At 59.0% G+C, this 15,605-nt stretch carries 10 protein-coding genes and 1 pseudogene; 10 read left to right on the top strand and 1 reads right to left on the bottom strand.

Going from position 1 to position 15,605, the window contains the following annotated elements; translation table 11 throughout:
- Window positions 1-2 precede the first annotated feature (2 nt).
- From HU750_RS03330 to HU750_RS03365, 8 genes are all read left to right on the top strand, one after another.
- A complete protein-coding gene (locus HU750_RS03330; protein WP_186676695.1) occupies window positions 3-401 on the top strand; it encodes a DUF6950 family protein in 399 nt (132 codons plus the stop codon).
- Complete coding sequence (locus HU750_RS03335; RefSeq protein ID WP_186676956.1) at window positions 398-9,073, top strand: phage tail tip fiber protein; 8,676 nt, start codon at window positions 398-400, stop codon at window positions 9,071-9,073. The genes HU750_RS03330 and HU750_RS03335 overlap by 4 nt, the downstream gene beginning before the upstream one ends.
- Window positions 9,073-10,128: a hypothetical protein gene (locus HU750_RS03340; RefSeq protein WP_099453671.1), complete on the top strand. Its 1,056-nt coding sequence runs from the start codon at window positions 9,073-9,075 to the stop codon at window positions 10,126-10,128. The genes HU750_RS03335 and HU750_RS03340 overlap by 1 nt, the downstream gene beginning before the upstream one ends.
- Window positions 10,129-11,028: 900 nt before the next feature.
- A complete protein-coding gene (locus HU750_RS03345; RefSeq protein WP_186676703.1) occupies window positions 11,029-11,304 on the top strand; it encodes a tail fiber assembly protein in 276 nt (91 codons plus the stop codon).
- Window positions 11,305-11,365: 61 nt separating this feature from the next.
- Window positions 11,366-11,593, top strand: coding sequence for a hypothetical protein (locus HU750_RS03350; protein ID WP_186676706.1), 228 nt, complete (start codon window positions 11,366-11,368; stop codon window positions 11,591-11,593).
- On the top strand, window positions 11,593-12,039 hold the full coding sequence (locus tag HU750_RS03355) for a structural protein P5 (RefSeq protein WP_186676950.1): 447 nt from the start codon (window positions 11,593-11,595) through the stop codon (window positions 12,037-12,039). Before HU750_RS03350 ends, HU750_RS03355 begins: the two co-directional genes overlap by 1 nt.
- Entirely contained in the window at window positions 12,036-12,527 is a 492-nt protein-coding gene (locus HU750_RS03360) for a DUF2514 domain-containing protein (RefSeq protein ID WP_186676708.1), read from the top strand. The genes HU750_RS03355 and HU750_RS03360 overlap by 4 nt, the downstream gene beginning before the upstream one ends.
- A 13-nt stretch (window positions 12,528-12,540) precedes the next feature.
- Window positions 12,541-12,726, top strand: a complete 186-nt coding sequence (locus tag HU750_RS03365) for a hypothetical protein (RefSeq protein ID WP_186676711.1) — start codon at window positions 12,541-12,543, stop codon at window positions 12,724-12,726.
- 214 nt (window positions 12,727-12,940) lie between these two features.
- Here the strand turns inward: HU750_RS03365 and HU750_RS03370 are convergent, their stop codons facing one another.
- The gene (locus tag HU750_RS03370) at window positions 12,941-14,704 is read right to left on the bottom strand and encodes an NACHT domain-containing protein (protein ID WP_186676716.1); all 1,764 of its coding nucleotides are present in this window, start codon (window positions 14,702-14,704) and stop codon (window positions 12,941-12,943) included.
- 309 nt (window positions 14,705-15,013) lie between these two features.
- Here HU750_RS03370 and HU750_RS27105 point away from each other — a divergent pair.
- Both HU750_RS27105 and HU750_RS27110 read left to right on the top strand, forming a co-directional pair.
- Window positions 15,014-15,308, top strand: a pseudogene (locus HU750_RS27105) (hypothetical protein).
- 98 nt (window positions 15,309-15,406) lie between these two features.
- On the top strand, window positions 15,407-15,556 hold the full coding sequence (locus HU750_RS27110; RefSeq protein WP_238348872.1) for a hypothetical protein: 150 nt from the start codon (window positions 15,407-15,409) through the stop codon (window positions 15,554-15,556).
- Window positions 15,557-15,605 lie beyond the last annotated feature (49 nt).

A 15,605-nucleotide genomic window follows, 5' to 3' on the forward strand; every position in this document is an offset into this window, starting at 1 on the left:
CCATGCGAAAGCGCGATTGGACGACACAGCTTGCCAACACGATCAAGGCCGCCATCGAGCGGCCTTTTTCATGGGGCGAATTTGACTGCTGCCTGTTTGCCGCCGACTGCGCTCTGGCTGTGTGCGGTGTCGACCCTGCGGAGGCTTACCGGGGCCGCTACTCCTCCGAGGCCGGGGCGAAGCGCTTGTTGAAGAAGCTGCATGGCTCGCTGGAGGGAGCCTGGGACGACTGCTTTGCCCGCATTCAGCCAGGCCTGCTGCAGCGGGGTGATATCGCCCTGTACGACGGCCCAAACGGCCGCGGTGTGGCGGTTTTCTGGGCGGATGAGTTCTGGTCGGTATCCCCCGATGGGGTCTGCCGAATCGAGTGTGAGCCGTTGATGGTGTGGAGAGTTGAATGAGTTCAGCAGTCAGCAAGGTTGCCCAGATCGCTGTTGGCGCGGTGATTGGCTTTGTCCAGGGTGGGCCGTGGGGAGCCGTGGCCGGTGCGGCCCTGGCCTTCTACGTGTCGTCGCAGCAGGACAAGCTCGATACCGGCTCGCTGCGTGCCAGTGAGCCATCCAGCCAGACCCTGCGCTCGTCGAAGGCAGCTGCTCGGTACGTGTTGGGCCGCGTGAGCACCGGCGGCGTGCTCGCGTGGGGGCAGGAGCAGGCAGGCGACCAGACCGATGGCGAATGGCTGCACATGGTCTATGTGCTGTCGGAGGGCGAGATCGACGGGCTAGAGGACATCTTCCTTGGTGAAGAGGTGATCGCGGCCTACGGTGATCATGCTTCCTATGAGCTGGTCACCAACCCGACCCAGGTGAACGCTTTCCTGAAAGCCAACAGCCCGGATTGGCGAGATACCCAGATCGGCCGCGGGCTGTCGTTCGCGCGCGTCTCGTTCAAGTACAGCGCCGAGAAGTACCCCTCCGGTATCCCGGACGTGCGCTTCGTGATCCGCGGGCGCCGGGACATCTACGACCCTAGGATTGGCGTTACCGGCTACAGCGAAAACACAGCGCTGCACATCCTCTGGTTCCTGCGCAACCGCTGTGGTGTGCCGGACGACGAGATCGTATTTGCCAGCTTTGCCAACAGTGCCAGCGTCTGCGACGAGATGGTGGCCAACGCAGACGGCAGCACCGCACCGCGGTACCGCTCTGGCTGCGTGATCGGCGCCGATGAGTCGCGGACCCAGGTTATGCAGAAATTGGAGGCTGCCTGCGGTGGCAAGCTGATCCGTGTCGGCGGCCGCTGGATGCTTCAAGTCGGGGCCTACTATGGCCCGTATGACTTCGAGATCACCGAGGACATGGTCACCGGTACGGTCACGGGCAGCCCTGAACCGTCCAACGATTCGGCACTTAACACCGTGCGTGGCACCTTCATTGATCCTTCGCAGGCGTGGGCCGAGACGGACTACCCGGAAGTGTTGGTCAGCGAGTGGGTTATTGCTGACGGCGGCGAGGCGGCGGAAACCCTGTCGTTTTCCTATGTCAGCGACCCTTATCAGGCCCAGCGCCTGGCCAACATCGAGCTGCGCCGCCGCCGGGCAGGCGGGACCCTGTCGATTCCCATGAACTTCATGGGTTACAACTGCCGGCCCGGCCGGTCGGTGAAGGTCAACCTGCCGTCGTTGAACATGGTTGGCGAGTTCATCGTCACTGATTGGTCCATGAGCGCTGATAGCGGTTGTACCGTGGCAGTCTCGCAGAATGAGCCGGCGATCTTCGATGACGCAGTGGGGCAGCCCTACAACCCGATCGGCTTCATCAGCCTACCAACTGGCGGGCTGGGCAGCCCAACAGGGCTTACCTGGTCGACTCAGGACAATGCCGAGGTAGTGCAAGGCACCCTGTCGTGGCTGGCGCCGAATGGTGTGGTGACCGGCTACGCCATCACCGTACGACAGGGGGCGGCTGCAGTACAGGCGCTGCAGGTGCCGGCGACGACCCTGCAGCTTCCGCTGTCCGGGCTTCCTTCCGGTAGCTACACAATGAGCGTGGCTGCACTGGGCCCGCTGACCCGCTCCGGTGAGGCCAGTATCCCCGTGAGCATCGACGGGCCGCCAATTCCGGAGTCGTGCGTGGTTCAAGCCACCATCGACACGATCACGCTGATCCCGGGCAACACGCTGCATGGCCTGAATGGCGGCACCTACGAGTACTTCTTTTCGACCAACCCGCAGGCAACGCAAGGCGAGTACCTAGGCCAGGGTCTGACCCTGACCCACACCGGCCTGGCATTCGCCACCAACTACGCTTACTTCGTGCGCTCGAAGAATGCCTACGGAGTGAGTGCCTTCCTAAAGGTGGTGGCCTCTACGTCGAGTGATGTGGCCAACATGCTCGATGCGCTGAAGGACAAGATCGAAAATGGTCAGCTGGCCCCGGCGTTGCGGGAGGAGATTGCCTTGATCTCCGGACCACCCGACCTTCCCGGCTCGGTCAACAACCGCCTGGAAGAGCTGGACGAGCAGGTCACCGAGATCACCGACCAACTGGGCGATGCGGTCACGCAGGTCCAATCCAACCTCGACACGGCCACCCAGCAGGCTCAGCAAGCCATTAACCAAGTTGCCGAGGCGGCCCGGCAGGTGCAGCAGGACCTCGACCAGGCCACGCAGGACCTGCAGGGACAGATCGACGGTGTCAGCCAGATCGCCAAATCGCTGCCGTACAACGCCGACAAAACCTACACGGCTGGCCAGACAGTGCTCGGCGCCGACGGCAAGCTGTACCAGGCATCGAAGGCAGTACCGAAAAATACCGCGCCGCCTAATGCCAGCTACTGGACCGATGTCGGCCAAGTTGTTCAGTCGGCCAACGGGCTCGCCGCCCGCGTGCAGACCGTGGAGACCAAGGTCACCAGCCTGGAGGGCACCACCAGCTCGCAGGCGACCCAGATCACGGGTTTGCAGTCGAGCCTGACCACCACCAACCAGAATGTAACCGCTGCCCAGCAGGCCGCTCAGGACGCGGCCACCCTGGCAGGTGGTAAGGGCAAGGTTATCGTCCAGTCGGCAACGCCGGCAGTAGCCGATAGGCTGGCGCAAAACCTGTGGATCGATACCACGGGCAACGCGAACATGCCAAAGCGCTGGAGTGGCACTACCTGGGTAGCGGTCACCGACAAGGTTGCAACCGACGCAGCGGCTGCCGCAGCGAACGCGCTGACCGTGGCGCAGACCAAAGCCGATGCCTCGGCTGTCAACAACCTGTCGACCCGCGTCACTGATGCAGAGGGTGTAATCACGTCTCAGGGCCAGGCTATGACCGGCCTGAAAAACAGCTTGGTCACTACCAACCAGAACGTGTCGGCCGCGCAGCAGGCGGCGCAGGATGCTTCCACCCTGGCCGGCGGGAAGGGCAAGGTGATTGTCCAGTCTGCTGCTCCTGCCGCAGCTGATCGCCTGGCACAGAACCTCTGGATCGATACGACGGGCAATGCCAACACGCCGAAACGCTGGAGCGGCAGCGCCTGGGTAGCGGTCACTGACAAGGTGGCCACCGATGCGGCAGCCGCTGCGGCCAGTGCGTTGTCGGTTGCGCAGACCAAGGCCGATGCCTCTGCTGTTGATTCGCTGTCCACGACCGTGACTCAGCAGGGCAACACGATCACGTCGCAAGGCCAGGCACTCACTGGCCTCAACAACAGCCTGACCACCACCAACCAGAACGTCACTGCAGCCCAGCAGGCAGCCCAGTCCGCGTCGGACCTGGCCGGCGGCAAGGGCAAGGTGCTGTTCCAGGCAACAGCACCGGCGGTAGCCGATCGTGCGGCCCAGAATCTCTGGATCGACACTACCGGCAATGCCAACACCCCGAAACGCTGGAACGGCAGTGCCTGGGTGGCCGTGACAGATAAGGTGGCCACGGATGCGGCGGCTGCAGCGGCTGCGGCAAGCGCGCTGGCGCAGACCAAGGCTGATGCCTCTACCGTGACCGCTTTATCCAATACGGTCACCCAACAAGGCAACACGATTACTGCGCAAGGTCAGGCGCTGACGAGCGTGCAGGCTTCGGTCGGCAGTCTTGCCGGGAGCGGGTCCAACCTGCTGCCTTCACCTTATAGCTGGCTAACCTCAGCACTCCTGCCCGGTGTTGCGTCGGGAGGTCATGCGACAATTTCCGGTCTTGCGGTGCCTGAGTCAGATACCGGATTTGGCTACAGATTCAGCACCAATGCCGGAACTGTCGTGACCACCAGTCTTTACGTGATGCTATCGGCTACCAACAACGCGGCCGGGCGGAACATCCGCATCGAGCCGGGTACCTACTTGGTTTCAATGTATATCCAGGTCAGTGCGGAGAGTCGTGGCCGTGTCTCACTGTACGATGGGACGCACCGCTACTCCCCGGTGGTGCCGCTGTCCACGACACGAACCCGGGTGACATTCCCTGTGACGGTAACGGGTAGCGCGCTGGTATCTCTTACCATTTATCCAAACACAGATGCGCTGGCTGGAATTGTCGCGATCATCGACTCGGTAATGGTCGAAGCTCGCATCGGTGAGAGCAATACGCCGTCTCCCTATGTGGCCGGTCCAACGGCTGGCCAAGTTGGGGCACTTGCTTCGACTGTCCAGTCCATCGACGCTCGAGTCTCGCAAACTGAATCAGGTGTTAGTAGCCAGGGGAGTGCAATTACCGGTCTGCAGAATACCCTGACGACCACTAACCAGAATGTCACGGCGGCCCAGCAGGCCGCGCAAGCGGCTTCCGACCTTGCAGGTAGCAAGGGCAAAGTCATCGTGCAATCGGCCGCCCCAGCGACGGCTGACCGCCTAGCGCAAAACCTGTGGATCGATACCACCAGCGGGGCCAACACCCCCAAACGGTGGAGCGGTTCTGCCTGGGTGGCGGTGACCGATAAAGTCGCCACCGATGCGGCCGCCGCCGCGGCCAACGCGCTGGCACTGGCGCAGACCAAGGCCGACGCAACTGCCGTGAATAGCCTGGGTACCCGGGTGACGAGCGCGGAGGGAAAGATCGAGGCGCAGGGAACGGCGCTGACGAATGTGCAGGCAGCGGTAGGGAACATCGCGGGCAGCGGGTCCAACCTGATGCCTGCCGAGTACGCGGTGTTTGGCGCTACAGTGCCTGCGCTGGTGCTGGGCGGCGGGCAGACAGCCTCGGTTGAGCCTGACCCGCATGGCTTCAATGGCTATGTGCTGCGGCTACTCCAGACTTCCGGCTCCGGCACGACCTACTTTGCCCCGAACAACATTTACTCGGGTGCCAACATTGCCCTGAAGAACAAGAAGTACATTCTGGCTTGGGACGCCAAGAGTACTTCCGGTGCCAAGCAGATGCAGGTCAGCCTGCGCACGATCACCGCGGACGGTGTAGTCAGGTTTGCGCCTGGCCAGGACGTTGCTATCACCGATCAGTGGGCTCGGTACAGCGTTTTGTTCGATGTTACCAGCCCTGCATTTGTAGCTGATCGGATGGTCGTGTGCGTGTCTGCATCTGCCAATCCAAAGGACGGGATTGCCGTTCTGGTGGACCGTCTCATGCTCGAGGAGCAGGTTGGGGCTGGCGTGGAGCCATCCACGTTCACGGTAGGAAACAGCGCCGGCCAGGTCGGCGCCCTGGCAAACGCTGTCAGCCAGCTCGATGCCCGAGTGGTGCAGACTGAAACAGGATTGACCTCGCAGGGTATTGCGCTCACCGGCCTGCAGAGCAACTTGACCACCACCAATCAGAACGTGACTTCGGCTCAGCAAGCTGCGCAGTCTGCGTCGGATTTGGCTGGAGCGAAGGGCAAGGTGCTGTATCAGTCAGCCGCCCCGGCTGCAGCTGACCGTCTTGCGCAAAACTTGTGGATCGATACGACCGGCAACGCCAATACGCCGAAGCGCTGGAACGGCTCGGCGTGGGTCGCGGTGACCGATAAGGTCGCTACCGATGCGGCTGCCGCTGCTGCGGCTGCGAACGCCCTGGCCGCCACGAAAGCGGATGCCTCGGCGGTTCAATCGCTGCAAACGACTGTGACGCAGCAGGGCAACACCTTGTCATCGCAAGGCAGCAGCATTGTCAGCATCAGCGCCGCGCTAGGAAACTCGGCTCAGGAGGATGTGCTGCTTAATCCGACCTGGAACGCGGCAGGGCAACTCAAGACCGAGAACGGCGCCGTCTACCAGATGGACTATGCGAACGCCACTGATTCCGGCGTGCCCGCCAATGCTCCTGCAGAGAGGCTTCTGTGGCGGCTGAAGAAGGCGGCCGATGCCGGCTGGGGTGGTAACGTTCTGTTGTCGACCAACAAGATCGGCGATACCTACCAGATCTTCAGTCGGGCAAACGCTGGGGATGTGATTAACCTGTCGTGCCACATGTTCTGTGAGAACGCGGCGACCAACGCAGGGAAGATCGCTATCACCCCGGTCGATGCTGCCGGCGAAACCATGGGTGTCGGCAACATTCGAATCCTGGGCTATGTCGCAGCTACTGGTGGCTGGCAGTTCCTTTCGGCGCAGTACAAGATCCCGGCTGGGGCGTCTGGATTCAGGATCTATGTTGTGCCTGAGGGTGTCGCGCCGGTTGGCTTCAAGATGTGGGTCGCCAATCTGAAGGTAAGCCGGCAGGGCGCGGGCGAGTCGGCGTTGGCTTCGGCCACCCAGGCGCTCGACTCCAGAGTGTCGCAGACCGAGACCGGATTGACTTCGCAAGGCTCGGCCATCACCGGCCTGACGAACAGCCTTTCTACTACCAACCAGAACGTCACCGCGGCACAGCAAGCGGCGCAAGCTGCTTCGGACCTGGCGGGCGGAAAGGGCAAGGTGATCATCCAGAGCGCGACGCCAGGCACGGCTGACCGCCTGGCCCAGAACCTCTGGATCGACACCACGGGCAACGCCAACACGCCCAAGCGGTGGAGCGGCAGTGCCTGGGTCGCGGTGACGGACAAGGTGGCAACGGACGCCGCTAACGCTGCCGCGAGTGCACTGAGCCAGGTCGCCGCCAAGGCTGATGCGTCAACGGTCCAGGCGCTGACCAACACGGTCACCCAGCAGGGCACAACCATCACGGCGCAAGGCAGTGAAATCACCAACATCAAGGCTTCGGTCGGTGTGGTTTCGGCTGAAAACCTGCTGTTCAACCCGGCGTTTGCGGATGGTCCGGTGTTCTCTGGTTCGCCAGGGTTCAGCGTGCTGGCGCGCAACGATGCTGCGGTGCCTGCTGGGGCGCCGTCACCCCGGGTGGTGAAGTGGCCCGTGGCAACGTCTACGGGCAACAACTACCTTGGCTTCCAGAGTGCGTTGAACGTGCGGCCGCCGGAGAACGCGGTGACCTCGCAAATCGCGGTCGCTGGCGGTGAGGTCTACGACTTCGAGCTGTACGCCTACAGTTCCGTCGCGCGTCAGCATGGGTTGTGGATTCAGTTCTACGATCTCGACGGAACGAGCGTTGGCCACAATTGGGTGGTTGCCGCAGGTGACGGGGTTCGCCTTACGAATGTTGCGCAAACCTGGACGAAGCTGACGGGGCAGGCCACGGTACCGGCCGGCTGTGTGCGAATGGCGATGACGTTCCGCGTATCGGTAGGCGATGCCGCCGATGTGTTCCTGTCCTCGCCGATCGCACGCAAGCGCGCCGGCCAGGACAATGCCCAGGCGAGCGCACTGCAATCGGTAGACGCCCGTGTGTCAGTGACGGAGGGCGCGGTCTCCAGCCAGGGATCGGCCATCACCCAACTGAACAACGCCGTGGCAGGGAAGGCGGACAACAGCGCGCTGCAAAGCCTACAGGGTACCGTGACCCAGCAGGGCAACACGCTGAGTACGCAGGGACAGGCAGTCACCCAGCTCCAGAGCTCCATCAGTGGCATTGGGGGCAGCGGTTCCAATCTGCTGGCGGATGACTACAGCTGGCTCACCTCCACCACGCTTCCGGCCACGTCAGTGGGTAGCGGTGTGACTCGGGAGGGGGTGGCGGTACCGGATGCTGATTCCGGGTTCGGCTACCAGGCCGGGAGCAGTACCAATAGCTTTCTGATGCTGAGCCCGACCAACAACCTGGCCGGCTGGAACGTGCGGATTGAGCCTGGCGTGTACCTGGTGTCGATGTACATCCAGTGCAGCGCTGCCACCAACGGGCGCATCTCGCTTTACAACGGCACGCATCGGTATGGGCCCACGCTTGCCCTGCCGACGACGCGGACACGTGTGACCTTCCCGGTCACAGTCACGGAGAGCGCGAAGGTCGGCATCACCATCTACTTCAACATGAGCGCTGTTTCCGGGCTCACGGCCATCATCGACTCGGTGATGATCGAGAAGCGGGTGGGGGAGAGCAACACGCCTTCGCCGTTCGTGGCTGGACCTTCCGCGCGGGCCGTGAGCGGGCAGGCCACGGCCATCAGCCAACTGAACACCACGGTGAACCAGCAAGGGACTGCGATCACCGCTCAGGCCAGCCGCCTGGATGGGCTGTATATCCAGGTGAACCCGGAAATGGAAGGCGATAGCACCGGCCTGGCCGGCGCTATCGGCAGCCTGGTCGGTGTCTGGACCGAACAGTCGGCCCGCATTGAGGATGGTGTCGCCATGGGCAAGCGGGTGGACACTGTCCAGTCGCAGGTCGGCGATGTAGAGGGTTCGGTGCAGGCTGTGAGTGCATCGGTGCAGCAGGTGTCGGAGACGATCGCCGGGGTTGATGGACGGGTCTCGGCCATGACCACGATCAAGGCTGAAACCATCACAGGCGGTCGGAGGGTGATGGCCGGCCTTGCAATAGGGAGCGATGGGCAAACAGGAGAGATCCTGGCCTTCGCTCAGCGCTTCGCGATCGTCGACGAGTCGTCTGGGCAGGTGACCCTGCCGTTTGTTGTTTCGAACGGACAGGTGTTCATCAACCAGGCGGTGATCAACCAGGCGTTTATCCAAAACATCGTGGCCGGCATGACAATCCGCTCCCAGGCGGTGAACTCACAAGGGCTGCCCTTGCTGGAGCTGAACTTTGTGACGGGGGCAGTGAGTATTCGTGGGCAGGATGCCAACGGATCGACGCTGCTCAATAACGGCGGCTTGTACGTCTACGACGCCAACGGCATAGAGCGTACGGCGGTGGGGAGGCTCACCTGATGGCTGATCTGTACGGACTTCGGACGCGGGATGCGTCCGGGGTTATTACCCTCGATACCACGATCACCTCGGTGCGATCGTTGAAGATGATGCAGGTGACCGGCAACGGCGCATTCGACCAGTACATCTCAATACCGGAGATCCAGGCGCAATCCTTCGTGGTGGTGGATGCGTTGTATGACGGAGGCGAAAACACGACCAGCCCACAAGCCTGGTTCTCGACAGGGCAGTTGCAGTTGCGGCAGCCCTACACCCGCGCTTGGCAAGTGATGATCCTTTCGCTGGGTGGCGAGCCATTCGCTGCTCCTGGCTCCTATGGCATCCGCGCTTCGAACAACAACATTCGCACGCAGATCGATTCGGTGAACCAGGTGCTCACGGTTCGCCACAACGGCAGATTCAACATTGGCTTTCAAGGTCCTGGTAGCAAAAACCAGATCCAATGGGCCGATGTGGACTTTGCCTCGCCCATCACCACGTACGAAAGGCCTTTGGTCTTTCTTAACGCGGACAACTACATGATGGTGGGCAACTTCTCGGTCAAAGGTAGTCCTGGGAACTGGACGGGATTTCGGCTGAAGGCTTGGAACAATCAGGTGGCACACGGAGAGACTGCGCTCTATCCCATGATGATCAACTGGTATTGCGCAAGTTATCTAACGCCGTCTACCCCGTCGGGGGAATACGGGGCATCGGTCCGCAACAGCTCTGGAAGCAGGACTTTTGTCACCACTGCTAACCTAGCCCTACTCAATGGGCAGCCAGCCTCCAGTTCATTTGTTCAAGCGGGCGATCCGATAGCGAGTGGCGCCTATTACTGCCCGAGCCAGCAGATGCCTTGGACCGGTAACTATCAGGATTATGTTCTGGCCAATGCGCTGTTTTCGGTAACCAACATCGGACAGACCACGCAGCCACTGCGCGCTAACTTTGGCGGGTTCTTGCCCGGTAACAGGTCGGTGTTGCAGATGTATTGCGATAACGGCTCTGGCATTAACCCGCTTACGGCTAATGGGCGGACGCTGTTTGCGTCCAGGCCAATGAAGCCACTTTGAGGCAGCATAATGACAAAACAAGTGATCAACCTTGGCACCGCGCCGAGCGGTACAGGTGGCGATGATCGACGCAGTGCCTGGGTCAAAGCGATTGCGAACTTTGACGAGATCTACGCAGCGCTCGGTGGTAACTCGATACCTGCAGCGCTTCCAGTTGCGAAAGGCGGCACGGGCGGGACTACTGCAGCTGCTGCGCGAACAGGCCTGGGCCTCGGCGCAGCGGCTGTAGCAGCTATTCTCGGCAACGTAGCGTCAGGCACAGCGCTCCAGCAAGTGATCACCAACGCCAACGGCACGGCTTACCGATTCGCTAATGGGATGCAGGTGTGCGTGCTACCGCGGGGAAGTGGGGCTCAAACGGCCTCGGTGGGGGCGACAGCGGTAGGGAACTTTCTTTGGACATTCCCGGCGCCGTTCGCCAATTTGAATTACAGCCCCGCAGCGTCATTTGAGCCAATGCAGAGCGTGGACCACTTCGGCTATATCCACACCGGGAACTGGGGGACGGCGTCCTGCACCCTGTGGGTCCGTAACGGCCCAGCTGTTGCACAGGCATTCATTGTATCGGCCATTGCAGTTGGGAGTTGGCAGTAATGAAAATCAGTTTTTCTCCATCCTATCGGGACTATCCGCTTTCGTTATACCGAGCGGGAGACGTCCTGTACCTCAACGGAGAGCAGTTCGATTTCTCCAATCTCCCTGAAGGAGCAACTCTTCCACCTGGCGCTGTCAACAGCGAGTGGTTCAAGGGAGAGGTCACCCGGATGAATGGCGAACTCGAGTTCACTCTAATCCTGCCCCACGGATTAAACGCTCCGGAATCGACCCGCTTCCCTCAGGCCATCACCCTCTTTGGCGATGGCACTGTTCAACTCCCCCCCTACAACATCGAGGTAGAAAATGCAGATCGACTGGAGCCAGATGGTGACTCGGGAGATGAAGGAGCAGCAGCACACACAAGTCTTGGCGGCCAAGGTGACCCAGCAAATCCAGAGCCTCAGACAGGTAGCTGATTCCGCTATTGCGCCTCTCCAGGATGCTGTTGAGCTGGAGGAAGCCACCGATGCCGAGGCAGTAGCACTCAAGGACTGGAAGCGCTACCGGATTGCATTGAATCGCCTGCCCGAGCAGCCCGGCTATCCCGAATTGATCGACTGGCCGGCACAGCCCGCCTGACGCTTAGCGTTACCTCAAACCCAACCGCCGCCCGGCGGTATTTTTTGCCTGGAGAAAACCCATGCCTTTCATCGTCATCGACACCACCAACGACTACAACCCGCTGAACAAGCGCCAGTTCTCCACCGAGGCGGAGGCCGAAGCGGCTGCTACTCAGGAGCTGCGGGCCAATCCACGGGTAGTTCTGTCCACCGCGAAGGTGCTCAAGGTCTTCAAGGCTGAGGTCACGGTCACCGCCCAAGAGCCTGCCGAGGTTGAACCGCAAGTGCCGGCGGAGGAGCCAGCATGATGGCACCCCCTCGCGGCGTCCGGAACAACAACCCCGGCAATATCGATTTCAACCCACGGAATGCCTGGCAGGGTCAGTTGGGCGTCGAGGAGGGCGTGGCCAAGCCGCGCTTTGCCCGGTTCGACTCTCCCGAGAACGGTATCCGGGCCTTGGGTAAGCTGTTGCTCAACTACAGGGGTAAGGACGGTATGCCTGGCGTCGGCCGCCCAGGCATCGACACTCCCCTGGAGTTCATCAGCCGCTGGGCACCGTCCAGCGAGAACAACACGCTGGCCTATGCCCAGGCCATTGCCAAGCGCCTAGGCGTGGGCGTCCGCGACTCCACCGACATCTCCAAGCCACAGGTACTGCGTGAGGCCGTGGTCGGCATCATCGTCCACGAGAACGGTGGCAACCCCTACAAGGCCGAGGTGATCGACGAAGGTATTCGGCGGGCGCTGGCATGAAGGGCTGGTCCATATTGACGTTTGCTGTACTGCTGGCATCCCACGGGGCGGCCTATCAGCACGGTCGTTCGGTAGAGCGAGCGAACGCCGGAGAGGCATCAGCGCAACGAGACAGCGGTGACCAGCTTGCCGAAGTGATCGGCGAGCGAAGTGCCCGGCAGGAAGAACAACGACGCGCCGCAGCGCAGGAGGAGGCGAGAGCCCATGCCCAGGAAGAACGAACGATTGCTGATGCTAGCGCTGTTGACGCCGATGCTGCTGGCCTGCGGCTGCGCAGTGAAACAACCCAATTCGCTGCCGCCGTCAGTTGCCCCGGCCAGGATACCGCCGTTATCGCCAGAGGCCAGACAGCCACCCGCGCCGCCATGGTGCTCTCCGACTTGTTCGCACGGGCTGATAAACGAGCGGGAGAGCTGGCGAAAGCTTATGATCGCGCCCGGATAGCAGGTCAAGCTTGTGAGGCGTCCTACAATGCGCTGATCAAATGATCGAGACAGGACAGTGGACAAACGTTCGTTTATCGGGATGGTCGAGGCCGGCGAGCCGCTGATCCAACAAGCTGTCGACGCCATGCGTGCATATCACCTGGCTCAGTACAGTGGTGCGCCACTTGAAGAGATTGAGCGCCTGCGCCTCTTGGCTGAGTCGCTGTCTTGCGGAAAGCCTGCAGCGTTGAGTTTAAGGTGACGGCGCTGTTTGCTGAGTGTCGGCAGCGGTTTGGCCACCAAAAGTAGCTCGAAGCGATGTCCGTATCGTGGTGATGCCCTTCTATTGCATAGATGTAACTTGATTTGGTTTTTAGTTGGTATTGGTCGCGAGAATGCGGGCAACGCATAATTGGTAGCCCGCGTCGCTCTTTTGATTCACTTCAGAATCAGCGCACCGAATAAGTGGTGATGCTTTAAATCCCCAATAAATCGTCTAAATTTTCCATTCCGTTAGAATGTTTCTTGCAGAGGCTGTGGTACGTTTCTACGATTGCTCTCAGATATGTTATGGAGAATGAGCCCATCCCCTCGCCTATAAGTTGCATGGCTCTAGAACGATAGCTGAGATGCTTTGACTCGACTTCGAAAGATCGCTCTTTTCCCCCAAGTTCATCCAGTATTTGAGCTTTTAGCCTGTCGAATACTTCTGCTGGCGGATACTTGAAATCACTGCACATCTTGATAGCTAGATGCGCTACATCCATTTCGGTAGCTTCTCCAGATTTCAAAGTGGCCCGTATGCCCCGCTCATCCACCCAAAGTGATTTGTAGTTAAGCTTGAATAGGCGTGTTGCGTGGGTTATTCCAGGCTTGTTTTTTACCCCAATAGAAGAAATTAGATGAGCTAACTTTGGTATTATCAATGCGCGCTCAACGAGGCCAGGATTGATCTCGTAGAGAAGTTCAATGACGAGGTCGGATCTCATTCGCTTCCAGTATCGATTCAGGAGCTTTTCTTGGATCTGGGGCGAGGCAGTTGAAATATGCAGGGCTACGAAATACTCTTGGAATGACCGGTGAGCATAAGCGATATCTAGACCATCTTCTATGAGTAAGCATGCCGCTGCAAGCAGGTCGGATAGATAGTCTTCAGGTTTGAAGTCTTGTCTTATAGCCTGTTTGCTCTTTGTGATGTAGTTCAAGCAGCTCGTTCTAGACATTCTGAACTCGCTGCGATCGTATGTTTGGAGCGAGAAAACTGAGAAGACTCTGCCGAAGTCTTGTATGTCTAGTGATGTAAGCCTGTCTCGACTGTATCCCCCTTTGTAAGCGTCATGCCTTTGAAAAAGAGCTTCATACGCTTGATTGTAGAACAGACTTAGTTTCGAAGGTATTTCTGAGTTCTCTCCGTACGTTAAAAGCATGATAGATAGTAATAAAGGATTCGACAGAAACGACTGATGGTCTTCGAATAAACCGTTTTCCAGACCTGCACAGAATTTCGTTTTTATCTCTTCGTCATACGGGAGCTTGGTGATGAGGCCCTTAGCGGATTGCAAGTCGAGTGGTAGGACATTAAATATGGAGAAGTCATCGACTCCGTTAAGCATGTCGTCAGGTCGAGAGGATATAATGATCGGGCACAGAGGGTACTTACGCGATAGTTTTTTTATTTCCCTCATTAAGGTGCTGCGTCGTGAATGAATCACCTCGTCGTACCCATCAAAAAAGAAACAGAAATTTCCATTCTTTTTTGATTTTTCGATGTATTCACCAGATGTTTTAAATCCAAAGCTATCTAAAGTTTCGCTGATGGCTTGATCCAGACTGGCTTCACCGGCATTAAGATCTCGAAGCTCGACTAGGATCGGAGCGTAAACACCCATGCGGATACAGTCTAGAAATAAGTGCTTAATCAGCACAGATTTCCCGCTTCCGCCAGAACCTTTAATAATAATTCTTGTGTTTTGCTGCAGGCATTCAGTTATCGTTGGCTCTTGAATGTGCGTGCTATGACAGTAAATCCCAATTGGGACATAGTACTCATAGAGATCTGTGGGCTGGTTGCGAATAAAAAAAGATTTAGATTTTGAAAACTTTGAGGCAGAGTTCGTTAGGTAGTTCGAATAGGCTGACTTTACTGCAATCTGCAGTGCCTCATCTGCTTTTCCATAAGCTGCAGATATTTTATCAAAGTTTTTTGCGAGGAAACCTGCAATTGTAGCGCTCGTTATCATTTTTCTACCTGAGACTTCGACTTAGAAACAACGTTAAGGGCGACTGATCGTCAATCTTCCTGACTATGGCTAAACGCTATCATCATTTTCACTGTCATGACACCCTGCTGAGGTAGTTTTCAGCTGTGGGTTGAGCGCCTACGCTTGCTGGCCAAGTCGTTGTTCCAGGCCGTTTTCGATTATCAGCTTCGTGTCGTGGCCATGTGGCGCTGCAAGCATTTGCCGCCGCTTCACTGATCCGCTGGTCGGCAATTGCCCCCGATCACGTCTGCTTTACGATGCTGTAATTTTATACAGTATTGGTGCTCCATGTATTTCCTACTCGTTCGCCGCCGCGTGAATGGCGTGGCCATACCTTCCGATCAGATCAGGAAGGTCCAGCCCCTTAGGGCCGACATCCACGTTGGCGACCATAACAGCGAACCGCTGGGCCGGGTATCGACCCAAGCCTGGATGTTCAATCCTGCGCCGGGGCCCGACATCATCCCTCAGTTGCATGACGTTAAGGTCAATGGGCATGGCCCAGCTCGGCATCAACATCAACGGGGTCGAGGAAGTCGACAGCGCGCTGCATGCGCAGTCTTGGTGGTGCAGGGCAGAATGATGAGGGGACTACCGAGAGCATGGCTGGACGAGCTAAACGACCAATGCGCGCTGCTCACCGATCCAGATAGTCGGGCCGCTGTTCTGAGTGATATGGCCATGGCCGCGCACCGGCGTGGCGAGCTTGACGCCGACCTGTTGTGCGAGATGCTTGAGTTTGCCGAGTCAGCCCGGCTGTATGGCCTGAACGAAATTGACGCTGCATATGCCATGGGGCTGTTCGGCTACCACGAGCCTCTTACGAAATGAGGCATCTAGGTCATCAAGGGGGGGACGTAGGTTCAGGCCGCTAACGGCG

Origin of the sequence: Pseudomonas sp. SWRI50 (genome assembly GCF_014269095.1) — a bacterium.
Lineage (GTDB): Bacteria > Pseudomonadota > Gammaproteobacteria > Pseudomonadales > Pseudomonadaceae > Aquipseudomonas > Aquipseudomonas kermanshahensis.

Excerpts from the sequence above, each read along its gene's own strand:
- HU750_RS03370 (WP_186676716.1), bottom strand. The coding sequence starts at position 14,704 with ATGATAACGAGCGCTACAATTGCAGGTTTCCTCGCAAAAAACTTTGAT.
- HU750_RS03345 (WP_186676703.1), top strand. The coding sequence starts at position 11,029 with ATGCAGATCGACTGGAGCCAGATGGTGACTCGGGAGATGAAGGAGCAG.
- HU750_RS27110 (WP_238348872.1), top strand. The coding sequence starts at position 15,407 with ATGGCCGCGCACCGGCGTGGCGAGCTTGACGCCGACCTGTTGTGCGAG.
- HU750_RS03335 (WP_186676956.1), top strand. The coding sequence starts at position 398 with ATGAGTTCAGCAGTCAGCAAGGTTGCCCAGATCGCTGTTGGCGCGGTG.
- HU750_RS03360 (WP_186676708.1), top strand. The coding sequence starts at position 12,036 with ATGAAGGGCTGGTCCATATTGACGTTTGCTGTACTGCTGGCATCCCAC.
- HU750_RS03355 (WP_186676950.1), top strand. The coding sequence starts at position 11,593 with ATGGCACCCCCTCGCGGCGTCCGGAACAACAACCCCGGCAATATCGAT.
- HU750_RS03340 (WP_099453671.1), top strand. The coding sequence starts at position 9,073 with ATGGCTGATCTGTACGGACTTCGGACGCGGGATGCGTCCGGGGTTATT.
- HU750_RS03330 (WP_186676695.1), top strand. The coding sequence starts at position 3 with ATGCGAAAGCGCGATTGGACGACACAGCTTGCCAACACGATCAAGGCC.
- HU750_RS03350 (WP_186676706.1), top strand. The coding sequence starts at position 11,366 with ATGCCTTTCATCGTCATCGACACCACCAACGACTACAACCCGCTGAAC.